Source organism: Brumimicrobium oceani, assembly GCF_003143775.1.
Taxonomy (GTDB): Bacteria; Bacteroidota; Bacteroidia; order Flavobacteriales_D; family Crocinitomicaceae; genus Brumimicrobium; species Brumimicrobium oceani.
The window spans coordinates 93,996-118,715 of the sequence record NZ_QFRJ01000010.1; the positions used below are offsets into that span (position 1 = coordinate 93,996).

Below are 24,720 nucleotides of genomic sequence, written 5' to 3' on the forward strand. Positions count from 1 at the left end.
TAAAAAACTGATTTACAATATATAAAGGGTTTAAAATCATAATTAGTTTATAATTGGTCGGCGATAATCGCAGGCTCCCACTCTACTTGGGCCGACATTATCTTACCACTATCATTAATTCTAAATATCTCTAAACCACTGTAATTAATTTCTTTATTATTATAACTTTTTGCCTTCGCATTCCAAAACACTTTTACGCAGTCTTCTTCAATGTTCATATTTTCAATGGTCATGCTAAATTCTGAGAAAAACCGTATTACCCCTTTAAAAAATATAGCCAACTGCTGATGACCATGGTAAGGTCTACTGCCTATTGGATCTTCAATAAAACCATCTTTTGCAAAAAGATTTATCCAATTTTCTTGATTGAAACTACTAATGGCAGCAAAATACGCATCTGTTACTCTAATTATCGTATCTATATCCGAAGTATGTTTTTCTGTCGGAGCTGGAATAGTGTCTTCTTTCTCCAAAATTAATTTACCTGCTATTTTCCCGTATTGATAGTTCGTTTTTAATGTTAAATCATATTTTGCTTGATCTATTTCTTTGAAAATTGGTTGAATAAACTTACCGACCAATGAAACTAAATCATGTCCAATTGAACCAAATGATTCAGATCCAATAATATTTGAAGTCAACACATAATGCTGAAAGAAAAAGTTCTTTAACCCGCGTTCTAGCAGCGTAAAATTATTTATAATAGATAGTAAATCGCCTTCTGTTTTCGGATTTTCTATGATATGAACAAGATTTTTATTCTCTTTTTCTATAAGGATTAAAAACTTTTCAAAGAGCTTTTTTGAAATTTTGAATAACTCATAAGCTTGCATAGACTGACCACCACTTGCTCCTCTAAGCGCAACCCTTAATGGATGATAGTCGGCTAAAACCATAAGGTCTAGCAATAAAATATTGTCAGATAAATAATTAAGAACCTTGAATGTAAGTTTAAATTTCTCTTCTATTTCAGCGCTATCCAGTTCTGCATTATCTAAAGACCTTTCAATTGTTTTTAGTTCGTTTATTCCAATATTAAACCAACATTCGGAAATTTGATGAACCATCATAAAGGTTTCATCCTCGGAATTAAAATATTCCAATTCATTCAATTTGAGCACCTCTACAATATCAGGATATTCAATTATTTTTTCACTATTATGTTTTTTCGCAGGCAATTTAACCAAGAAAAAATAATCTCTTATTTGGTTTATTTGATCATCGAGACCTAATTGTACTTTTTTGGAAACCTCAAAATAAAGCTCCGTAATCCTATCTATTCTTCTTGCATATTTAAGATCAAGGAGTTTTAGGTTTTCAATATTTTTTGAATATCCCTCATTAAAACCTATACTTTCTGAATTGAAATTATAGGCATTCAATAAATTAAATTGTGTTTCAATTCCTTTAAGGATATGTTCTATCTTCTCTATGTTTTTATCTTCTTGGACCCGAAGTAAACTACCCATCAAATACGTTGATATTTCTAAAGAAGCCATTCCACAGCTCAAGAAGTTTTCTGTTTTCTTTAAATTCCCTTTAAAAAAAGAACGCAAATCATCCAAGTAGATATATAAATCGTAAGGTATCTTTTTCATTAAATATTTTGATTAATAGAGCATTAGTGTTTTTTTTTCCCCATAAATATAAAAATTATATAACAGGGAAACTATTTCAGGTGAAATAATAGAAAAACTTATTTTACTTTATAAGAATTGATGAAATCTATGAATAAAACACACCCTTCATCAAAAGGCTAAAACGAAACCATATCAATATAAACTCCAAATAGCATAGGTTTAGATAAGAATAAAATGATATGGGTTTGAAAGAACCAAGCATTGAATCTGACACATTTGCCAATCATTTATATACTGAGAAGGTTTTTAGAAAAAATTTAGATTCACCAGAGTAAATAGTTTTAACTATTTCTGCGACCAGAAAAAATAACTATATCCGATTCCTAAAAATCCACTACTTGAATTTATTTCAAAACATAAACCAATAGAAATTATTTACTTTCTACTCTCGCTCTGTTTACCAATAATCTCGTTAACTAAACGACCAATCAAACCCATCTAATTCTGAAACGCAAGCAATCAATAAATCAATACTGCGTTGAATATCCTCTTTATGCGCCATCTCAATGACTTGATGTAAATGCCTTGTAGGAATAGAAATAGCTCCCGCAATTGATCCCCCCGCAGTCATGCGTTGAATTCCTGCAGTATCTGTTCCACCAGCAGTCAGAATTTCTGGTTGCCATTTTATATTATGTCTATCAGCAGTTCTTTTCATGTATTCTACCATTCGATAATCGGCAATCGTGGAAGCATCCATAATTTTTATTGCCGTTCCCTCACCCAAGGAAGTAATTTTTTCGTGTGCTGCAGCGCCCGGCAAATCATAAGCAATTGTAGTATCTAAACCAAATCCAAAATCAGGATTTATCTTTAAAGCAGCAACATTTGCCCCGCGAATTCCTACTTCTTCTTGAACTGTAAAAACACCATAAATATCAAAAGGAACTTCCTTATCTTTTAGTTTTTTTAAAGTTTCGATCAAAATAAAAACTGCCAAGCGATTGTCTAAAGATTTAGAATTTACACAATCTCCCATTTCAATAAATGAACGTTCTCTGGTGATTGGATCACCAATTTGAATCAACTGCTCTACCTCTTCTTTTGAACGCCCTGTATCAATGAAAAAATCTGTTGTTTTTGGGTTTTTATTGCGCTCTTCAGGTGTCATTACGTGAATTGGCTTTGCTGCCATCACTCCCATCACATCTTCTTTTCCATGAATTAAAACACGTTGAGCTGTCAATGTTTTTGGATCAAATCCTCCTAAAGTATGAAAACGAATAAATCCCTTGTCATCAATATGCGTTACAATGAAACCTATCTCATCCATGTGTGCACCAATCATTACCTTTTTGTCAGATTTCCCCCGTTTTATGGCATAGATGTTCCCCATGTTATCGAGTTCAACCTCATCGACAAGTGGACGAATTTCTTCTAAAATTAAAGTTCTTATTTTTTGTTCGTATCCTGGTGCGCCTGGAGCTTCGCAAATAGCACTTAATAATTCAAGGTTTAAGCTCATGTTTTGATAGGGTTTAAATTGTTTTGTGTTTTTCTATGGAGGAGGAATTCACTATTTATCCGTGGAGTCGCAATGATTTTCGCCTCTTCGTAAATATCATGCAATGCAAAATGTTTTCCGTGGTGACGCAATGCAAATTTTTTCCGTAGAGTCGCAATGCATTGCGACTCTACTAGAAAAATTTTGATTTTTTCTCTTCCCTTACCGTGCGTTTGGGTAATGGATTTTCATTAATTTCTTTTATGAATTTACGCTTTCGATAAACATCAATCGCTAAATAAATTGCACTTCGCATAGATTGTTCATTGGCATCACCTTTTCCAGCAATATCAAAAGCTGTTCCATGGTCTGGTGATGTCCTCACGATTGGTAGTCCGGCGGTAAAGTTTACTCCATCTTCAAACGCTAAGGATTTAAAACCAGTTAATCCTTGGTCATGATACATCGCTAAAACAGCATCAAAGCTGGCATATTGACGACTTCCAAAAAATCCATCAGCTGGATAGGGTCCAAAAGTCACTATTCCTTCTTCCATTGCTTTTTGAATTGCTGGAGTAATTTGTTCAGATTCTTCTGTTCCCATTTCTCCTTTTTCTCCGGCATGAGGGTTTAATCCCAATACAGCTATTCTTGGACGAATGATACCAAAATCCTTCTTTAAACTTTTATTTAATTCTTGAATTTTAGCTAAAATTTTATCCTGTGTTACTTCTTCAATCACCTGTTTTAAAGGGATATGACTGGTAACCAAAGCAACGCGCAATTCGCCAGAAACCATCATCATTAATGCATCTTCTTTACCCGATAAATCTGCTAAATATTCTGTATGTCCAGGAAATTTGAATCCTGCAGAGTGAATAGTTTCTTTGGAAATTGGTGCAGTCACAAGAACATCTATTTTCCCAGCGGCTAAATCCTGTGTTGCTTTTTCTAAAGATAGAAAAGCATATTTACCTCCTATTTCATTTGCTTTTCCTAACTGAATTTCAACCACTTCGTTCCAACAAGAAACTATGTTTACTTTTCTATCTATTGCATCAGCAGCATCAGTTACCCTTTGATAGTTAAATAAATCATCACCTATTGCTTTTTTATGAAAAGACATGGTTTTAGTCGAACCATAAATAATGGGTGTACACTCTGCTAAAATTTCAGTATTCCGAAGTGCTTTAATGATTACTTCTGGTCCAATTCCGTTGATATCTCCAACAGAAATTCCCACACGAATAGGTTTTCTGTTCGATTTTATATTTACATTTTCCTTTGGTCTCTTATTTTGCATACTGTTTATTTTTACACCTTAAAAAGGTGGTGCATACACAAAAATAACAAATGTTCGGAGAATATGATGGATTATGGGGATTGCACAAGAAACTATTACATTCTTCGTGAACGCGGTTTTTTATATCTAGGTTTTTTGAAACCCCATTGGTATTTTTTCTTCGTAAAAGATCTACTTGGTTTCTTGTCCAAATCCTGAACTTTATAAATAAAACCCAAATGAGCATGTCCATAGTTAGACTCACCAGATAAAAAACCAATATTTCCAGAACCTCTAACTTGTATACCAAATCCACCAATCATCATAAGATTAAATCCAGCTCCAAAACTTGCACCTATCATACCTTCATTATCCAGCGCTTCTCTTGAAGTATAACCTACTCCAGCAAAAACAAAAGGATCAAACCACTGTTGGTCCATAACATAACCAAAACTGTATTTAAAGTGCGATTTTATAGAAATAAATTGTCCTGAACGAGTGGTATCTTTGTCGATTGTTTTACCCAATTTATAGGTATTTACAGAAGCAATAAAATCTACGCTCATCCCTTTTAAAAAGTATACATCTAAATTCAATGAAGTAGGTAGCTCTGAAATATTCCAAGATTTATCTGTATTCAAAAGATAGCTTGAACCTAAACCATCATCTATTACTCCGTTCCAATAAACACCAAGCATCCATTTGTAGGGCTTAACCATTCTGAAATTTCGATTTTGAGAAAATGAAACCGCGCTAATGGATAGAAATAAGAGAGCAAAAATTACTTTTTTCATACAAAAATTACAGGTGCTTTAACATAAAAGTCTGCGACCAAATTAATAAAATTATGGCGAATAAACGATTTTTTAAAAATTCATATTTTTAAACTAAACTATCGCTGTAGTCGTAATTGTTGATACTTATTTATCGTATTTCCAGATTCATCTTCCGCTACAATAATGTAAAAGTAAATACCTTCTTTTGCCGGTTGACCAATTTTATTCAAACCTCTCCATCGGAAATCTACATCATTTGTTGTGAAAATAATGTTTTGTTTATTATCCATAATGGTCAATTGGAATTTTCTTATGTGTTTACAATTCACGAAAAACTCATCATTATCTCCATCCCCATTAGGAGTAAAAACGTTAGGTAAGTTACCTATTTCTCCCTGAATTATGGTTTCAATACTTATTCTTTTACTCACTTCTTCATCGTCAGTTTTAACGGTAAGCGTTACATCATAAATTCCTGATTCTGAATAAAAATGATCGGGATTTAAACTTCTATCAATTGTCCCATCTCCAAAATTCCAAACCACGTATGCGTCGTCAGGAATTCCTTCACTTTTAAAAGAAACGTATTGATTTTCTTGATTGGCTATTGAAATTTCAACCTCAGATAATTCTGAAACAAATTGCTCTTTTGACGAATCCAGGACAGGTACAGTAGCCAAAGCCGAATTAGCTAAATTCTCTTTTATTGACTCTTTTTGATCTGCAATTTTTGATGTTTGCGCAAGCCCACTGTTTTCTTGAACGGGTATAGATTCCAAGTGATTATCTTTAACTTTTATTGATTCGTTTAGGTGCTTAGCATTTGAATTTTCACCCCCATCTTCTTTTTCAACAGTTACTACATTATTTAATGTTTTCTTGTTCTCAACTAAGTTGAATTGCTCTTTTAAAGCATCTTTTTTAATCTCTTGGCTAAATTCTATAACTTCTCTTAGTTTCTCTGTTTCTTTTTTAAGTGTGTCTGCTTGTTTCAAATCTGAAACTAATGTTTCTTGTTGGAGAGATTTTTCACCATTGTTTACCACCAAAAATGTTCCTACCACAGCAGCAGTTACAATTGAAACACCTATGACAATTTTACCTACAAAACCTAAAGATGTTACAGCTCCAGATGCAGCTCCCGCACTACCCAGACCAGCTTGTATTCCTTTCCAGAGATTAGGGTTTACCTTTGCTTGGTAATTTCCTAGTTCCTTTTGAAACAATTCTTTTATTTCGTCTTTATCGTTCAATATTATATTTTTTTAAAGTTTTTCGAAGTACGGATTTGGCACGCGAATATTGAGATTTGGAGGTACTTTCAGATATTTTTAAGGTTTCTGCAATCTCTTTATGACTATAACCTTCAATGGCAAACATGTTAAAAACAATACGATAACCATCGGGTAATTGCTGAACTATTTCCATTAACACTTCTGCTTCCAAGCGCCCAATGGCATCACTTTTTTGTACTATCTCGAAACTTGAATCGTCTAACTGTAAATTGTTTTGACTCTTTTTATTTTTCCTTAGCTGATCTAATGCTGTGTTAACAATAATTCGCCTAATCCATCCTTCCAAAGAACCTTTGTGTTCAAATCGATGAAGATTTTTGTATACTTTGATAAATCCGTCTTGGAGAACATCTTCCGCTCTTTCTTTATCTTTAATATAACGCATTGCAACCCCTAACATTAACGGGGAAAAACGATCAAACAACTCGCGTTGCGCTTCACCGTTTCCAGAAACACATTTCTGTACAAGAATTTCATCATCCATTTCGTTACTTCAGATTAAAGACTACAATATTAAACAAAAGGTTGCAACAATATAAAGAAGCTATTACTTTTGGAAAACCGAAATTAAAAAAATGAAACACTACACAATTTTATTGTTGCTCTTTTTTATGTCACTTCTTTTTACAGGAAATGCTATTGAACTAAGGGAAGGCTATTGGGAAGGAGAACTTAAACTAATTGGTAACAAAGTTTTACCTTTTATTTTTTCAGTAAACCAAGATCAAAAAATTACTATAATAAATGCAGAAGAAAGTGTCTTAATGAAAGAATCTATCCTAAAAAATGATAGTCTTCAGTATTATTTCTCAAGTTTTCCGAACTTTTTAATATTTAAAGTTGAGTCTGAAAAACGAATTTCTGGATCGTTTGTTAATCCCGATCGTAAAAATGAATTTGCTAGAATAGATTTTAACGGAAAATACTTTGGGAAGGAACAGCCTAAATTTTGTGGAAATATGAAGAACAAAATAGATGGCAAATGGCAAGTTTTATTTGATCCTGATACAGAACATAATTTTCCTGCAATAGGGATTTTTAATCAAGAAAAAAATAAAGTTACGGGCACCTTTTTAACGGAAACTGGTGATTTCAGATTTTTAAGTGGAAGTTTTAAAAATAATAAACTAATGCTTTCTAGCTTTGATGGTGCCCATGTATTTTTGTTTACCGCAACATTAAAAAATGATACTTTAAGAGGTGAATTTATATCTGGTAGTGGCTACAAAACAAATTGGATTGGATCTAAAAATGAAAATTTTAAATTAGAAAATCCTGATTCCTTAACCTATATGGTAAAAGATAATTTCTCTTTCAATTTTAAAACTGTCGAGGGTGAAGATTATAATTACCCTAATAAAGAATTACAAAATAAAGTGGTAATCGTTCAAATTTTAGGTACTTGGTGTCCAAACTGCCTAGATGAAACAATGTTTTATAAAGACTTGTACGCGGAATATAAAGATCTAGGATTAGAAATTATTGCAGTTGCATACGAAAGACCGGAATCTTTTGAAGATAAAGTAAAAAGAATCAATCGATTTACGCAAAACAAAGAAGTTAATTATCCTATTTTGGTAGGAGGTGATGCCTCAAAAGAAGAATGCTCGAAAGACTTTGATATGCTAAATAATATTAGCTCTTTTCCAACTTCTATTTTTATCAATAAATATGGTGAAGTCGTGAAAATTCACACGGGATTTAATGGCCCGGGAACAGGAAAAATCTATACAGATTACAAACGAAAAACCAAAGAGCTGATTGAACGTTTACTAAAAGAATGAGTGCCCTAAAAGGAAATGTAATTAGTTATCTTGTTTACATCTAACACATTGACCAGAGGTTTGTCTTCGGTCTTGATAGATTAGTGTTTTATTATGCGTTGTTAATAGAATTGAAAAACCATTTAAATTACCAAAAGAATTTATGTCCGTAGAGGTCCACCAACTCCCAGATCCTCCGGGATGAGTTAAGCCAATTCGCACAAAACTCCCCTCTCTATTTCTCAGTCCATTTGGAAGACCTGAAAATCCAGAATAATTAGATGCTCCCTCATTTGGATCGGCCCAGTATCCACTTCCTAAGTTTAAAGTTCCAGTAGATTTCATTTTATTCCCCGCTTCATTAATGGGTTTTATAGTGTCTAAATAACTCTCTAATTCTTCATATTCACTTAAAGTAGGTACATGCCAACCTTCTGGACATATATTTCTACTATCATTAACAGCATGCCAGTTGTATAATTTACTTTTCGTTACTCCATTATTCACATCATTTGCAAAGTAACACCAAGCTCCTTCTGCACTAACAGACCATTCATACTCATCAATAACATGATTTATGGTATCTCCGTTTGAATATCTGCTAGTTTTTAAATCCTCAGCCATCCATAATTCTCCGTTAATTGAAATGGTTTTATAAACATTTCCTTCAACATCTGATACTTCACCATAAACTAAATCCGGATTAAATATAACTGGATCAGCTGTTGGAATACAGAATTCCTCACATTCACTTAATGATCTAAATTTACCATTTTTACTTTCTATACAATTACCATTCATACAGTTATATCGTTCATTTTTATTACATGAAACAAACAATGAAAGGGAGATCATAGAAATTGATAGGAAAAAAATATTTTTCATAATAGTGTTTTTTGGATATTTACTCAATTCATTTTCAAAACGAGAAAAGCAAAAGTACTAGATACATACTTTGAATATTCCTTATTGAAAACCGCTGTTCCTTATACCAAATTAATTTTATTCACCAATTTATCTTTGTAAGACCCTCCAATTGGAATCAATTTTTTATCATTTTCCAATTGAAGATTTGGGTACTCAATGGTCGATATTTTATCTAAACGAACAATGAAAGATCGATGAACACGAATGAAATCTGAATCGCCTAACTTCTTATCTATATCTTTCATTGTAGAGTGAATGGTGTATCTTGTATCAGCAGTATTGATAACTACATAATCTTTTAATGCCTCAACAAAAAAGATATCCTTTGTGTTGAGCTTTACTAATTTCGAGTTTGATTTTACGAAAATAAAATCTTGTGTACTCTTGTTTTCGACAATAGAATAGAGTAAATCACGCTCTTTTTCCACTTCTTTTTCTTTCTGATGCTTGTACAACGCCATTTCAATAGAAGTGTGTAAATCTATTTCTTTAAAAGGCTTAATAATATAACCATAAGGCTCTGTAATTTTCGCCTTTGCCAAGGTTGCTTCATCAGCATAAGCGGTAAGAAAGATAACCGGAATGCCTTGTTCTCTTTTTATTACTTCAGCAGCCTCAATACCATTCATATCTCCTTTGAGCATGATATCCATTAAAACTATATCTGGAAGTTCCTCAGAGGCAAGTCTAATGGCTTTCTCACCAGTTGCTGAAGCGCCAGAAATAATATATCCTAACCTTTTTAAACTGTGCTGAATGTCTTTAGAAACTATCGACTCATCTTCGACGACTAAAACTTTTATTTTTGACATATTATTTCCGATTTATTTAAACAACTTTAAATATACAAATTCTATTTCTTTTTCTCTTCATTTAAACTTACATTATTTCAAATTTAATTTGAATTCTATATCTATAGAAGCCCTTATTTAAAGGGAGTTTAAAGCTTTCTTGTATCCTCAGAAAAGAAGATAGTTTTTTTTTCTTGAAAAATCAAATCCTTGTTTTTTTCTTAAAGAGTATATAATTGAAATAAAGAAAAATTTTTTAAAAACCTCTTTACTATTATTATAGTACTGTTAATACGGTGCATTACTTTTTAGTGTTTTATTTGTTTTCTAAGTTGTAAACATAATACATGGAGTTATACACATTGTAAATTATTTTAATCTATTACTGTATAAGCTTTTATAGACTTGTTAACATTCTTGTTGATTTCATAATTCTGTATAAGTAATTTTCATTTCTGAATTTTATTGACCCATTCTACCTGTTCATAATTAAATGTAAAAACTAATAACTTACTATTGTTTTTGTCATTTGCGTTTTGGTTTGGAATAATATTTTGATAATCCAAGCTAAAGTTATTGAAAGTAATAAACAATCAAAAAACACATTGTTAATATCTATGTCAATAACTCGAATTTTAAAAGTGAGCATATTCAGGGGGTAAAGAATTTAAAAAAAAGTCATTGTTAATAATTAGAGCCTATTGTTAATTACGTAATATTGTAAAAAATTCAATGTTATGACAAAAGCTAAAATTATACCTATTGGAGCAGATCATGCTGGTTTTCAGTTGAAAGAAGCAATTATTAAGCATTTCACAGAACGAGGTTACAAATTTAAGGATTATGGTACATATTCTGAGGATAGTATAGATTATCCAGATTATGGACATCCAGTTGCAATTCATGTGCAAAACAATGAGGATACTTTAGGAATAGTAATATGTGGAAGTGGAAACGGTATTAATATGACTGTTAATAAGCACCAAGGAATAAGAAGTGCATTAACTTGGACAGTGGAATTGGCCGAATTGGCCAGACAACACAATAACGCCAATATTATAGCATTACCTGCCAGATTTGTTTCGGAAGAAGAAGGAATTAAAATGGTAGATAAATTTTTAACTAGCAGTTTTGAAGGAGGAAGACACCAGAAGAGAGTTGATAAGATTGCCTGTGGGTGATATGGTTCGGGTGTTACGTATGGGTGATTTGCAAATCACCCATACAATCACCCCTACAAAGCGTCCCTATACCAATTCTAAATCTACTTGTTTTTTCAACATATCAACACCAATAACCTTTACTTTAACCTGATCACCAAAATTGAAGACTTCATCGTTTCTTCTCCCAACAATTTGAAATTTATCATTATCAAAATAGTAACTACCATTTGGTAATGATTGCATTGTAATCATGCCTTCGCAGTGATTATCGTTCATTTTTACAAACATTCCGAAGTCTGCTAATCCAGATACTGTTCCTTCGAACTCCTCGCCTACTTTATCTTGTAAAAATTTAGCTTGAAAGAATTTATTAGATTCTCTTTCAGATTCAATCGCCTTTCTTTCTTGTGCAGAAATATGCTCAGAAATTTCATTTAGTGTATTGCCGTAGTTTTTCTGTTTATGGTCTAGTTTATCTTGGAGTAAACGGTGAACTACTAAATCTGCATACCTTCTAATGGGCGAGGTGAAATGCGTGTAATAATCAAAGGATAAACCATAATGTCCAATGTTGTTTGTTTGATAATTGGCTTTTGCCATTGATCGAATGGCCATGGTTTGAATCAAACCATATTCAGGTGCATCTTTAATCTTCTCTAATAAACCGTTTATTTTTTGTGCTACGTTATTGACGTTTTCAAATTCTAAATCATAATCAAACTTTTCTATAAAAACAGAGAATGTTTTTAATTTTTCAAGCGATGGTTTATCATGACAACGGTAAATAAATTGATTGTTTGATCCTTTATCTCCAGGTAGTTTTCCTACGAATAAAGCTACTCTTTTATTGGCGAGCAACATGAATTCCTCAATGAGTTTATTGGCATCTTTTGATACTTTTTTAACCACACCATTAGGCATTCCATCTTCATCAAAAACAAAACTCACTTCTTCAGATTCTATAGATAGCGCACCATTTTTCATTCTGTCTTTACGGATGGTTTTAGCAATTTTATCCATGGCCAATATTTCTTCCTTTAAAGTATCGCTTTTGCCTTCTATTACGTCTTGAGCGTCTTCATAAGCAAAACGGTAATCTGAATGAATCACTGTTTTTCCAAACCATTCTTTCAATACATTACCTTTTTCATCGAGTTCAAATATTGCCGAAAAAGCAAATTTATCTTCATTGGGACGAAGAGAACAAGCCATATTAGACAACTGCTCTGGAAGCATTGGGATAACTCTATCTTCTAAATATACTGAGTTACCTCGTTTAAGGGCTTCCGCATCCATGGCGGTGCCAGGTTGCACATATTGGCTCACATCTGCAATATGAACTCCCACTTCTACGTTTCCATTCTCTAAAACTTCATAAGATAAAGCATCATCAAAGTCTTTGGCATCAAAAGGATCAATGGTAAAAGTGAGCTTATCTCTTAAATCCTTTCTGTTTTTTACCTCTTCTTGGTCAAGTTCAATTCCAACTGTTTCAGCTTCTTCAATGACTTCTTGTGGAAAAGTTATTTCAAATTCATTTTTGAATAAAATGGAGTACATCTCTGCATCATTGTTTCCTGGTGAACCAATTACCTTAAGGACTTCTCCATATGGGCTATCAACACCTTTAGGCCATGTGGTCATTCGGGCAATTACCTTCTGACCAGTTTTTGCGCCTTTAAGTTTTTCTAAAGGTATGTAGAGGTCTACATTTATTTTATTGTTGTCCAGTATTAAGAATGCAAATTTTTTCCTTACATCCAAGGTTCCAACGAATTTAACAGCCTTTCGCTTGATTATTTTGGTAATTCTGCCTTCTGTTTTGTGTTTTTTCTGTCGGATTATTTCAACCTCTACTTCATCTCCATGAAATGCTTTATTCATGTTTTCCTGTGAAACATAAATATCACCGTCACGATCTTTGCTTACAATGTAAGCAGCTCCCCTAGATGTAGAATCTACAGTTCCAATAAAATGATTAGTAAAGCTATCGTTGAGAATGAAGTAACCTTTCTGAAATTCATTTAAAAAATTCTCACTTTTTAAATCGTTCAAAATAGACAAAACTAGCTTTCGCATGTTTTTGTCCGTAATTTGTAAAATTGCACTGATTTCTTTGGCGTTGTATTTTTGATCTGGTTGTCTATCGAATATCTTTCGTATGGCGGATTGTAATCCTTTTTTTTTGAGTTTGTATTTTGACATTTATTGTATTTTACTTCAAATATAGTTGAATTTACAGTTTAATGATAACTTAATGCATTATGTAAAAGTTAAGACTTATGGTTAATTAGAATAATTCCATTCTTTAAAGGGGGTTCTATAGTTGTTAATAATTCGTATTTTTGTTTAAAACCTTTTGAAAATGAATAAAAAAATCGAAAAATTATTAAACGATCAAATAGAAAAAGAATATTCTTCTAGTCAACTCTATTTATCTATGGCTTCTTGGTCAGAAAACCAAGGATTTAACGGAACAGCTTCTTTTTTATATGCACATAGTGATGAAGAACGCGAACACATGTTGAAATTGGTAAAATTTATCAATGAGCGCGGTGGAACTGCTGTTATTCCGGCTATTTATAAACCAGATGTAAGTTTTGACTCTATGGAATCTATTTTCCAATCATTACTAGATCATGAAGTTAAAGTCACAGAAAGTATTAACAATATTGTTGATGCATGTTTAAGTGAGAAAGATTATACAACACACAATTTTATCCAATGGTATGTTTCTGAGCAATTAGAGGAGGAAGCTTTAGCACGCAATATTATGGATAAATTAAAATTAATTGGATCTGACAAAGGTGGTTTGTATTTATTTGACAGAGACATGCAAAATTCTAATATTACGGCTGCAACTCCTAACTAATGGAGCGGTAAAAAGTGTTTTTACACTGAATAAATGAATTATAAATTACTTTTTAAATGTTTTTTGCTGTATGTGATTTTTTTGAGTTCTTACTTAACCGTTAGCGCGCAAGATCACATACAGTTCAAAAACTATACTATTACTGAAGGTCTTTCCCAAAGTTCAGTGTCTTGCATCGTGCAAGATCAGTTGGGAGCGTTATGGCTAGGAACGCAAGACGGCATAAACAGGTTTAATGGAAAAAACTTTGAGGTTTTTTCGGGGGACAAAGGGTATGATATTTCAAACGAATATATCAATACAAGTTTCACCGATAGAAACGAAAATATGTGGTTTGGTACTTATAATGGACTTACGAAGTACAATCCACACACAGTTAAATTCTCTTCCTACACTATTGACAATAACGAAAGATTAGACATAAATTCAATTACAGAGGACGCCAAAGGTAATATTTGGATTGGAACAGCGTTTGGACGAATTTTTAATTTCGATACACAAAATAATACATTTAAACTTGTTGATGACCAAACATTTAGTTCTAAAATAATTGATATTCGTTACAAAAGAAATACCCTTATTTTTGTTAGTGAATTTGAAGGGGTTTTATTAACAGATTCGAAGTTTAAGAATAGAAAAGTTATTCAACCAACGGCCAAAAGTCAAAATGATTTTATTATTAATGGATTTATAGAATCTCCCGATCATGAAATAGTGATTGCAACCAGTGAAGGAGTTCTGTATTTGGATGAAAGTTATAGTTTTTTTAAACCCTTGAATAATTTTTTCTCTGCGTTAAAGGACATTAAGGTGGTAGATGCACTCTATCTTTCAAAGGAAAAAGTACTTGTGGCATCAGAAAATTCTGGACTTTTTCAACTCTCAAAAGATGAAAATGATAGTATTAACGTGATCAATTATTCGGCAGATATTTTTCAAAAGGGAGCTATTATTTCTAATAATCTGTCGAGTTTATTTAAAGATAATCAAGGAGTTATATGGATAACTTCCCAAAGAGGATTAAGTAGTTTTAATCCGGAGTTTGTTGGTTTTAAAGGAGTTGGGGTTTCTGTTGATTTAAATAAAGGTTTACCTTCTCAAAATATATGGGGATTTGCTGAGTCTGAAAATCAAAAATATTTGTATATCGCTGCAGATCATGGTGTTTCTGCCTTTGATCGTACAAATCACATTTACTACCATTATTATCGCAGACCAAATAACTACGAAAATCTTACAACACTCACCATAAAAGTACTTTCAGAGTATGAGCTGCTGGTAGGTTGTTTAGATGGACTTTTTATTCTTTCAATAGATAAAAATAATCCTAAAAAGTACAGTTTTACAAAAATTGAACATGGCGAAAATGTTTCCCGGGAATTTGATATGACCTATACACTTCTCGAGTATAAAAATGAAGGTCAGTACTTGTTGGGAACCCGCGCAGGTGTGGCTTTATTGGATTTAAAAGACAAAAGTTTTCGTTATCTTTTTAATACTGAAAAAACAAAGTCTTCTATTGGTGCTGGAGCCTGTCGACTGATCTTTAAAAAGGATGCAAATTATTATGTTGCTCCTTCTTCTGGTGCGTTATATTTAATTAAAGACGAGAATAAACAACTTTCTGCAACAAAAACTCATGAATTTTCGGCATTGAATGAAGTTACTGGAGATTATTTCTCAGACTTTCTTCAATCCAGTGATGATGTTTTTTGGTTCGGTACTATGGGAGATGGTCTGTTTAAATTTGATGCGAAAACAAATAAGATAAGTCAATTCAATAAAATGCAGGGATTGCCCAATAATGTAGTTTATGGAATTGAGGCAATTGAAAGCGATCCTCAATTTATATGGATTTCTACCAACAAGGGAGTGATAGCGTTAAATACCAAATCAGAGGCAGTTTATACCTTTTCTGAGACGGATGGATTAATGAGTAATGAATTAAACTCTGGTGCAAGTTTCGTATCCAAAAATGGAGAAATTTATTTTGGAGGAATTCAAGGATTCAATTATGTAAAGCCGTCGGAAGCTTTTCAGGTGAATAATAATATTAGGGTTTATTTTTCAGGAATTGAACTTGAAAATGAAGCTATTTTTCCAAAAGAAAATGGAATACTAACGCAAAGTATTGCTTTCACAGATCACATTGTTATTCCGTATAAGCAAAGAAGTTTGAAATTACGATTTTTCGCGAATGATTTAAGTAATCCTGAGCGTATAGAGTACAAATATGTGATGTCTGGTGATGATGATGTCGAAGAAGAGCTTGGTGCATCAAACGAACTGCGTTTTACTAGTATTGCGCCGGGAATTTATCAATTGTATATTTATGTAAGAAATACCAATGGAGATTGGACTAAATATCCTGCAAAGTTAACCATTGAGGTTCAGAGACCTTTTTGGATGAAGTGGTGGTTTTATACAATAATTGTAGTTTTTGTTGGATTATTTATACTCTACAGAGTTAGAAAAAGTATAGATAAAGAAAGAAGACAGCAAGTAAGACTTGAAATGAAAATCGCCGAACGCACGCGAGAACTTAGAAAAATGAATGAAAAAGTGCTGCAACAAAAAGGGCGTCTTGTTTTACAAACAGAAGAGTTAGAAAGGGAGAGAGATAAATCTGAGAGATTGCTCAATAACGTACTGCCAAAAGAAACAGCCAGTCAATTGAAGAAAGATGGACGTTCAGCTGCAAGAGACTTTAGTAAGGTTTCGATCATGTTTACCGATTTTGTTGGATTTTCCAAAATTGCGGAAACCATGGATGCTAAAGATTTAGTCTCTATTTTGGATATGCATTTTAGAAAGTTTGATTCTATTATTGATAAGAATGATCTAGAGAAAATTAAGACTATTGGAGATGCCTACATGTGTGCAGGAGGTGTTCCAATTCGTAATAAGACAAACCCAATTAATACAACCTTGGCAGCGGTTCAAATTAAGTACTATATGTTGGACTTTAAAGAGCAACAGATTAGACTTGGAAAACCATATTGGCAGCTAAGAATAGGAATCAATACCGGTGGAGTCTCGGCTGGTGTGATTGGAACGAAACGCTATGCATACGACGTTTGGGGTAATGCAGTAAACAGAGCGCAAAGAATGGAGCAGTTATGTGAGCCTGAGAAAATAGCGGTTACACAAGATACATTTGACGATATTGAGCCTTACTTTGAGTGCAATAAGATAGGGAAAGTAGAAACTAAAAGTGGTGTGGAAATCATGATGTATGAGGTGATTTCAATTAAGCCTGAATTATCTGTAGATGGTTTAGGAATAGAACCAAATAAATCTTTTCATAAGCTAGTCAATCTCCATCATTACAGCAAAATAAATTACTATAAGGCAGAACGTTTTATCTTGGCCAAACTAAAAAAGGATTTAAGTCCTAAGCTGCATTACCATTCTTTTGATCACTCAAAAGATGTCACTCGTCAAGCGGAAAGAATTGCCATAGGTGAAGGGATTACGGACGAAGACTTGTTTTTATTAAAGTCTGCTGCATCTTTTCATGATGCTGGATTTATAGATCAATATGAAAGAAATGAGCCAATTGGTGCAAAAATGGCTGCCGAAATTCTTCCAAGTTTTGGTTATACAGAAGCGCATATTGAAAGAATTAAAGAACTCATTTTCGTGACTCAAGTACCACACAAACCAAAGAATAACCTAGAAGAAATTATTTGTGATGCAGACTTGGACTACCTTGGAAGAGATGATTTTCATGAAATTGCGGACAGATTAAGAAGGGAGTTGAGGGAGCATGGTAAGATAGATAGCGATAGAAAATGGGATGAAATGCAGGTGAGGTTTTTAACTAAACACAGATATTTCACAAGAACGTCTATAGAGACGCGTTTAGATAAGAAAAGAAAAAACCTAGAGGAGATTAAGCAAAAGCTGAAAGAAGATAAATACAGGGATTAAATAGCGTTAAAAGCGGAAGAAAAGATTCTTCTTAATCGCATTTTTCTGCCTTGTTAATTTCTCGGATTTAAGTGTTGCAATAGCTTAGATTAATCAGAGATTTATGGAGTATTCCAGATTGTTTTAATGATCGCTGAAAAAGTGGTTGGATAAAGAAGCTACCAGGGAGTAAATAACTTTGTAGACCGCCTGTCGATCGATGATAAAAAAAGGTTTGTTAATTGAATTTTTGCTATAAAATAGTCAAAAAAAAAGACCGTACATTACGGTCTTTTTATCAAAAAAATTATTCTTTAAGAAAACAGGACACTGCTTCCATAAGGAGTTTCAATAGGATTAACTACCAATGTAGGTATTAATGCATCGTTAGTAATCATGTATTGTTCATAGTTTGATCCAAATGCACCCAAGTAGTTGCTCTTATTCTGATTCATAATAGCAATTAGATCGGCGTCTTTTTCTACAGCCAATCTCACTACTTCCTTATCAAATCCACTACTAGGAGCCAAGGTTGCTGTCATTTCAATGCCTCTTTCTTCAAAAAAGCGTTTAGAGAATAGAATATTTGCAGTGACCTTATTTTTCAAAAATTCGTCTGTTTCATTTGGTGTAATGACATGTACTCTTGACTTGAAGAACTTTGCCATTGATGCTACGATAGCTAATTTTTGTTTCGTCTCTCTGTGTAAATCAAGCGGAACAACAATATCATCATATCCATTTTCACCTACCTTTGTTTGCTGTACAATTACAAAAGGAACGGTGGAGTGAGTAATTACCTTTAACGCGTGTGATCCTGCAATGTGTTGCCAGCCAGAAGCACCGTGAGTTCCCATGAAAATTAGTTCTGCGTGGTGTTCTGCAGCGAAATCTCCAATATCTTCAAAGATTGTTCCTACTCTTACTTTTGGAGTTAATTCAACCCCCTTAGATCCGTGTGAATCTGTAATTGCTTTTAGTCTTGTTTCAGCTTCTGCAATTTCCTTGTTTTTAGAAACAACGTGGAGAACGAAGATTTTTGCGCCAACAACTTTTGCTGTTGTAATTGCATGGTTTAATGCGCAATCTGCTACCTCTGAAAAATCGTGAGGAACGATAAAACTTTTGTTGGACATAATTAGTATCTGGTTTTTTATAGCTTTTAGCAAAAATAAGCAATAGTTTGCTATCTGAGGCATAAATTCACTATTTCAATGGAATTAAATATTCAGATTATTGCTGATTTTTAAATTGTTAATTCAAAAAAAAAGCCCTTAACTTTTTAAGGTTAAGGACTTTCTAGAGGTCCCGAGCAGATTCGAACTGCTGTAGATGGTTTTGCAGACCATTGCCTAAGCCACTCGGCCACAGGACCATTTTTTTAATGGACTGCAAATATACAAATATATTTCATTTTATCTATTGCTTTTGCAAGGAAAATAAAATTTGAATTAATTTTCAATAATTATCGCCACGTCATTAACATCGCCCCCTATTGGAGGGCAATGTTTTATGACTTTAACTTTTGAAGTTATTAATCCTTTAATTTCTGTTTGTAAGCGTTTACTAATTCGGTAACCAACATGCTCAATAAGTTTGGAACGAATGGCCATTTCTTCTCTTACTACTTGGTTTATTTTTACATAATCAACAGTATCAGCTAGTTCATCTGAAGCGAAAGAAGCTGTAAAATCGGTTTTTATGGATACATCAACAGTGTAATGACCGCCAATTTTTTCTTCTTCTACCAAGCAGCCATGAAAAGCATATAGTTTTATTCCGTTTACTTCAATTGTATGTTGCATGATGTTTTAAGCTTTCAATTCTACAATGGTTGGAATGTTTTTGTTCATTCTTTCCAAACATTCTTCTTTACCCAATAATGCCGAAATTTCAAACATGCTTGGACCCATTCCTTTACCTGTCAATACCAACCTGAATAAGGGAAGAACTTTTCCAATTCCCATTTCCTTCGCTTCTAAAAATGCTTTGAATGATTGCTCAATATGCTCTGATTTGAACTCTTTAATGGCGTCTAATTCCTTCGACCAATCGGCCATTAATTCTTCAGCTTCCTCTTTCCATTTTTTCTTTATAGTCTTTTCATCAAATTCCGTCGGGTTTTTAAAAAGATACTGTCCTTCTGTGTATATATCCTCAACAAAAGTGGCGCGTTCTTTCATTAAATGGCATGCTTGTTCAACATACTCATCACAAACTTCTCCGAGCTTAGCGCCCACTTCTTCGCGTAGCATTTTAGCTAGAGAACTTGCAGACTCTGCACGTAAGTATTGTTGTTGAAACCATTTGGTTTTATCAGCATCAAATTTAGCTCCTGCTTTACTAACTCGGTTAAGAGAGAAAGCCTCAACCATTTGCTCCAAAGAAAAAATCTCTTGTGTTGTACCCGGGTTCCATCCTAAAAACGCCAACATATTTATGAATGCGCCAGGTAAATACCCTTGCTCTCTATATCCAGAGTATTTTTCGCCATCTTGAGCCAACCAATCTATTGGGAAAACAGGAAATCCTAAGCGGTCTCCATCTCTTTTAGATAGTTTTCCATTTCCATCAGGCCTTAATAAAAGAGGACAATGCGCAAATTTTGGAGCATTCCATCCAAACGCTTCATATAACAAAACATGCAAAGGAGCAGATGGTAACCATTCTTCACCACGAATTACATGTGATATTTCCATCGTGTGGTCATCCACTATATTTGCCAAATGATAGGTTGGCATTCCATCGCTTTTGTATAAAACTTTATCGTCTAGGTTATTTGTATTTACTACAACCCATCCTCTAATTTCGTCTTCGAATCTCACGTCCTCATTACGCGGCATTTTAAAACGAATTACATAAGGATCGCCATTTTGCAATCTTTTCTGAACTTCATCCTCTGGCAAAGTCAAAGAATTTTGCATCGAAGAGCGGGTAACAGAATTATATTGCCAATTGGGCATTTTCATTTGAATGGCTTGTTTTCGCATTCTGTCTAAATCCTCGGAAGTGTCAAAAGCATAATAGGCATGACCTGATGCTATTAACTCTTCAGCATAAGGTTTATACATTGCCTTTCTTTCCGACTGTTTGTAGGGTCCGAAGTCTCCTCCTATTCCTTGGCCTTCATCCGGAGTAATTCCGCACCATTTTAAAGCTTCAATAATGTACTCCTCTGCACCTTCAACAAAACGGTTTTGATCCGTATCCTCTACTCTAAGAATAAAAGTACCGTTGTTTTTTTTAGCAAATAAATAATTATATAATGCAGTACGAACACCTCCCATGTGAAGAGGTCCTGTTGGAGATGGCGCAAACCTTACGCGAACTGATTTATCTGACATAAATTCTAAATTTTTAGGCAAAGATAGTTGATTCGTTGCGTTTATGACTTCTTCGCAATAAAATATATTCTACTTTTCGTAGTTTTATAGTTATAATTACTTTTTATTTCTTTAAAACTGAATTATATACTGTAAATGGGAACTTTTGATGACTTAATTAGCCAAGTTGACGCCTTCATTCGTAAGTATTACAAAAATCTTATGATCAAAGGATTATTTCTTTTTCTCATAATTTTCTTAGCTACCTTTTTATTGGTTAGTGGCCTCGAATTTATTGGACGGTTCAATTCTTTTATTCGTGCGTTGCTGTTCTTTTCTTTTGTCACTTTAAACGGCTATGTGTTAATTAAATACTTCATTGTTCCTTTATCTAAGCTGTTTTCTTTTGGGAAAAGAATAAGCCGTTATCAAGCTGCTCATATTATTGGAAATTTTTTCCCTACAGTGAATGATAAACTTTTAAATACACTTCAACTAAATGAAACAACAGAAACGAATCCAAAAAATATTGAATTTTTAAAAGCGAGTATTCAACAAAACGCGAAACAACTCAATACTCTGAGTTTTACCTCTGCTATTGATTATTCGGCCAATAAAAAATTCTTGCGTTATTTTCTTCCCATTTTAACAACCGTAGTCTTGATTGGAATTATGGCGCCAAATTTCTTTAGTGATAGCACCCAGCGTTTAATTAAATACAATCAGGTTTTTGAAATTGCTCCAGATTTCACTTTCGAGTTAAAGAATGAAAATTTAATGATTGAGGAGGGGAGTAATTTTAAAGTGGAGGTTCATTTAATTCCTTTGCCAGGTAAAGCACTTCCTGATCGTGTTTATTTGGAATCTGATGACGGGACATTCTTGATGGAAAAAACTGCAAATAACAAAGCAAGTTATACTTTAAATAATTTGAATAGTGATTTACCTTTTAGGTTTAAAGCGGCTAATGCGGTTTCAAAGACGTTTACAATTGATGTCGTAAAGAGAACTTCATTAGGACAGTTAAAGGTAGATATTGATTATCCCAGTTATTTGAAAAGAGCTTCAGAATCTATTGAGAATCCGGGTGATTTAATTGTACCAGAAGGAACGCAACTTACTTGGAATGGGATAACGAAAAACACAAAATCCTTGAAAATCATTTCTACTGATACTACAATGATATGGAAAGAGCAGACAGGTTTTAGATTTCAACAAGAGCTAATGTCGCGCTCGACGGTGTCCTTTATTTTGGAGAATAAAGAACTCGCCGCGTTTGATTCTACTTTTTACAGTATTGATGTTGTCAAAGATGAATATCCAGTCATTAATTTGACAAGTACAAATGATTCTGTTCAAAAGAATAAGATTTATTTTTCAGGTACTGTGAAGGATGATCATGGGTTAACACGGTTAATGTTTAATTACACCATTCTCAAAAAAGAGGGTCAAGAGATAAAAGCGTCTATTCCTGTTCCGGGAATATCAGGAAATCAATCTCCTTTTTCAATGACTTTTAATATTGATGAACTACCAATAGAATTAGAGGACAAGGTGAGTTATTATTTTATTGTGTATGATAATGACGGTGTGCGAGGTCCTAAGTCCACTAAGTCAAGCGTATTTCAACATAGTGCTCCATCGCGAAATGAATTGAATGAGTTGAGAAAAGAGGATAAGGATAAAGCAAAGGAAGATTTAAAGGAGTTGCTAAGGGAGACGCAGGAGTTTAAAGAACAAATGAGTCGACTGAAAAAAGAAATGGCTAATTCAAAGAAGTCTTCTTGGCAGCAACAGAAACAAGTAGAAAATTTACAAAAACAGCAAGAATCTTTAAAAAGCCGTTTAGAACAACTAAAGGATAAGATGAAGTCTTCCTTCGAAGAAAAATCTAAGCTAAGTCCAATGGATGAAAGGCTCGTTGAGAAACAAAAAGAATTAGAAGATTTGCTTGAATCTTTGATTGATGAGGAGTTGAAGAAATTGTTAGATGAACTGGAAGAAATGATGAAGCAAAATGACACTAAAGACCTAATGGAAAAAATGGAGGAAGGTGAAATGTCAGCTGAAGAAATGGATAGACAACTGGACAGAACCATGGAGATGTTAAAGAAAATGGATGTCGAGGAGCGCGTTGAAGATTTACAAAAATCGTTAGAAGAGCTTGCAGGAGAACAAGAGGAATTAAAGAAAGATATTGAGAGCGGAATGAATAAAGAGGATGCCTCCAAAAATCAAGAGGAGTTAAATAAAAAATTTGAAACTCTCAAGGATGATTTAGAGGAAATGCTTGAAAAGAATGAGGAGCTGTCTAGACCTTTTTCTTTGGACGACTTGGAAGAGTCTGCAAAAGATGTGAAAGAAGAGATGGCAGGCGCTAAGGAAGACTTAGAGAAAGAAAAGAACTCTTCGGCTGGCGACAAGCAAAAAAAGGCCAGTGAGAAAATGGAAGAAATGGCTTCTCAAATGGCAGCACAAATGCAGGATAGTCAGCAGCAACAACTAGAGGAGGATTTGGAATCGCTCAGGGCATTATTGGAGAATTTAATGCGTATGAGTTTCGATCAAGAGGAGAATATGGAAGCATTTAAAAATGCGGACAGTTATGATCCAATTTTTGTTGAACTAGGAAAAGATCAGCGTAGAATTATTGATAATCTTAAACCGGTAAAAGATAGTTTACGTGCTTTAGCGGATCGAATTCCTAAGATAGCTTCTTTCATTGAACAGGAACTTGGAGAAACTGAAAAACAATACAAATACATTCCTTCTCACATTGGTGAAAGAGAAAAACGGCAGCTTGGCGTTAAACAGCAGTTCGCTATGACGAGTATCAACAATTTAGCCTTGTTCCTTAACGAAACATTGGAGAGTGCGCAGCAAAGCATGGCACAGATGCAAGGCAATAAAAGTTGTGATAAACCCGGTCAAGGTAAACCTGGAAAAGGAAAACCAGGGCAAGGAAAACCGGGAGATATGGAAAGTATGAAAGAAATGCTTAAAAAGCAATTGGAAGATATGAAAAAGGGTTCAAATCCGGACGGAAATAAGCCAGGTAGTAAACCGGGTGGAATGCTCCCTATGAATTCTCAGCAAGCGGCAAAGATGGCCGCCCAACAAAATGCGATGCAAAAGAAATTAAGGGAACTTCGTGAGCAATTGAATAAGGATGGAAGTGGTGATGGAAATCAACTGAACGACCTGCTGAAAGAATTGGAAGAACAAGAGGAAAAGCTGATCAATAAAGATTGGACAAGTGAATTAATTGAGCGTCAGGAACAGATTTTAACTAGACTTTTAGAGAGTGAAAAAGCCATGCAAGAAAGGGGTTTAGACGACCAAAGAGAAAGTAAATCAGGAAAAGACCAAGAAAATGGTAACCAAATTGAATTCTTGGAGTATAAGAAGCAGAAAGAAAAACAAATTGAATTACTAAGAACACTAGATCCTTCATTCAGTAAATATTATAAAGAGAAAGCGAATGTTTATTTCTTAAATGTTAACTAAGGTTGAATCGACGTTTCATATATAT

The 24,720-nt window shown here is 33.7% G+C and carries 17 protein-coding genes and 1 tRNA gene; 5 read left to right on the forward strand and 13 right to left on the reverse strand.

The genetic code is table 11. From position 1 onward, the window contains the following. Positions 1-47: 47 nt before the first annotated feature. From DIT68_RS12250 to DIT68_RS12275, 6 genes are all read right to left on the reverse strand, one after another. Positions 48-1,598, reverse strand: coding sequence for a nuclear transport factor 2 family protein (locus tag DIT68_RS12250; RefSeq protein ID WP_109360100.1), 1,551 nt, complete (start codon positions 1,596-1,598; stop codon positions 48-50). A 454-nt stretch (positions 1,599-2,052) separates the two neighbouring features. Beyond that, positions 2,053-3,105: a M42 family metallopeptidase gene (locus tag DIT68_RS12255; RefSeq protein WP_109360101.1), complete on the reverse strand. Its 1,053-nt coding sequence runs from the start codon at positions 3,103-3,105 to the stop codon at positions 2,053-2,055. Positions 3,106-3,277: 172 nt separating this feature from the next. Next, positions 3,278-4,387, reverse strand: a complete 1,110-nt coding sequence (gene pdxA / locus DIT68_RS12260; protein WP_109360102.1) for a 4-hydroxythreonine-4-phosphate dehydrogenase PdxA — start codon at positions 4,385-4,387, stop codon at positions 3,278-3,280. A 95-nt stretch (positions 4,388-4,482) separates the two neighbouring features. Further along, positions 4,483-5,160: a hypothetical protein gene (locus DIT68_RS12265; RefSeq protein ID WP_109360103.1), complete on the reverse strand. Its 678-nt coding sequence runs from the start codon at positions 5,158-5,160 to the stop codon at positions 4,483-4,485. 98 nt (positions 5,161-5,258) lie between these two features. Continuing rightward, the gene (locus tag DIT68_RS12270) at positions 5,259-6,395 is read right to left on the reverse strand and encodes a T9SS type B sorting domain-containing protein (protein WP_109360104.1); all 1,137 of its coding nucleotides are present in this window, start codon (positions 6,393-6,395) and stop codon (positions 5,259-5,261) included. Continuing rightward, positions 6,385-6,921 carry an RNA polymerase sigma factor gene (locus DIT68_RS12275; protein ID WP_109360105.1) on the reverse strand — a complete coding sequence of 179 codons (537 nt, stop codon included), beginning with the start codon at positions 6,919-6,921 and terminating at the stop codon, positions 6,385-6,387. Before DIT68_RS12275 ends, DIT68_RS12270 begins: the two co-directional genes overlap by 11 nt. 91 nt (positions 6,922-7,012) lie before the next feature. On the opposite strand from DIT68_RS12275, the gene DIT68_RS12280 reads away from it, so the two are divergent. After that, a complete protein-coding gene (locus DIT68_RS12280; RefSeq protein WP_109360106.1) occupies positions 7,013-8,221 on the forward strand; it encodes a peroxiredoxin family protein in 1,209 nt (402 codons plus the stop codon). Positions 8,222-8,242: 21 nt separating this feature from the next. Here DIT68_RS12280 and DIT68_RS12285 read toward each other — a convergent pair whose 3' ends face one another. Both DIT68_RS12285 and DIT68_RS12290 read right to left on the reverse strand, forming a co-directional pair. After that, on the reverse strand, positions 8,243-9,085 hold the full coding sequence (locus DIT68_RS12285) for a fibrobacter succinogenes major paralogous domain-containing protein (RefSeq protein ID WP_109360107.1): 843 nt from the start codon (positions 9,083-9,085) through the stop codon (positions 8,243-8,245). A gap of 101 nt (positions 9,086-9,186) precedes the next feature. Next, entirely contained in the window at positions 9,187-9,939 is a 753-nt protein-coding gene (locus DIT68_RS12290; protein ID WP_109360108.1) for a response regulator, read from the reverse strand. A gap of 716 nt (positions 9,940-10,655) precedes the next feature. Here DIT68_RS12290 and rpiB point away from each other — a divergent pair. Then, positions 10,656-11,099, forward strand: a complete 444-nt coding sequence (rpiB, locus tag DIT68_RS12295; RefSeq protein ID WP_109360109.1) for a ribose 5-phosphate isomerase B — start codon at positions 10,656-10,658, stop codon at positions 11,097-11,099. 66 nt (positions 11,100-11,165) lie between these two features. Here rpiB and rnr read toward each other — a convergent pair whose 3' ends face one another. Then, positions 11,166-13,286 (reverse strand): ribonuclease R, encoded by a 2,121-nt coding sequence (rnr, locus tag DIT68_RS12300; protein WP_109360110.1) that lies wholly within the window; start codon positions 13,284-13,286, stop codon positions 11,166-11,168. A 160-nt stretch (positions 13,287-13,446) separates the two neighbouring features. Here rnr and DIT68_RS12305 point away from each other — a divergent pair, with 160 nt between their 5' ends. Together DIT68_RS12305 and DIT68_RS12310 are read left to right on the forward strand one after the other, a co-directional pair. Then, on the forward strand, positions 13,447-13,953 hold the full coding sequence (locus DIT68_RS12305) for a ferritin (protein ID WP_109360111.1): 507 nt from the start codon (positions 13,447-13,449) through the stop codon (positions 13,951-13,953). Between the two features lie 33 nt (positions 13,954-13,986). Then, positions 13,987-17,886 (forward strand): adenylate/guanylate cyclase domain-containing protein, encoded by a 3,900-nt coding sequence (locus DIT68_RS12310; protein ID WP_109360112.1) that lies wholly within the window; start codon positions 13,987-13,989, stop codon positions 17,884-17,886. A gap of 293 nt (positions 17,887-18,179) precedes the next feature. Here the strand turns inward: DIT68_RS12310 and DIT68_RS12315 are convergent, their stop codons facing one another. The 4 genes from DIT68_RS12315 to gltX form a co-directional block, all read right to left on the reverse strand. Next, on the reverse strand, positions 18,180-19,001 hold the full coding sequence (locus DIT68_RS12315; protein WP_158276182.1) for a universal stress protein: 822 nt from the start codon (positions 18,999-19,001) through the stop codon (positions 18,180-18,182). A gap of 167 nt (positions 19,002-19,168) precedes the next feature. Then, a tRNA-Cys gene (locus DIT68_RS12320) sits at positions 19,169-19,240 on the reverse strand. A gap of 76 nt (positions 19,241-19,316) precedes the next feature. After that, positions 19,317-19,670, reverse strand: a complete 354-nt coding sequence (gene folB / locus DIT68_RS12325; RefSeq protein WP_109360114.1) for a dihydroneopterin aldolase — start codon at positions 19,668-19,670, stop codon at positions 19,317-19,319. A 6-nt stretch (positions 19,671-19,676) separates the two neighbouring features. Then, positions 19,677-21,209 carry a glutamate--tRNA ligase gene (gene gltX, locus DIT68_RS12330; RefSeq protein WP_109360115.1) on the reverse strand — a complete coding sequence of 511 codons (1,533 nt, stop codon included), beginning with the start codon at positions 21,207-21,209 and terminating at the stop codon, positions 19,677-19,679. Between the two features lie 135 nt (positions 21,210-21,344). Here gltX and DIT68_RS12335 point away from each other — a divergent pair, with 135 nt between their 5' ends. Next, a complete protein-coding gene (locus tag DIT68_RS12335; protein ID WP_109360116.1) occupies positions 21,345-24,695 on the forward strand; it encodes a coiled-coil domain-containing protein in 3,351 nt (1,116 codons plus the stop codon). Positions 24,696-24,720 lie beyond the last annotated feature (25 nt).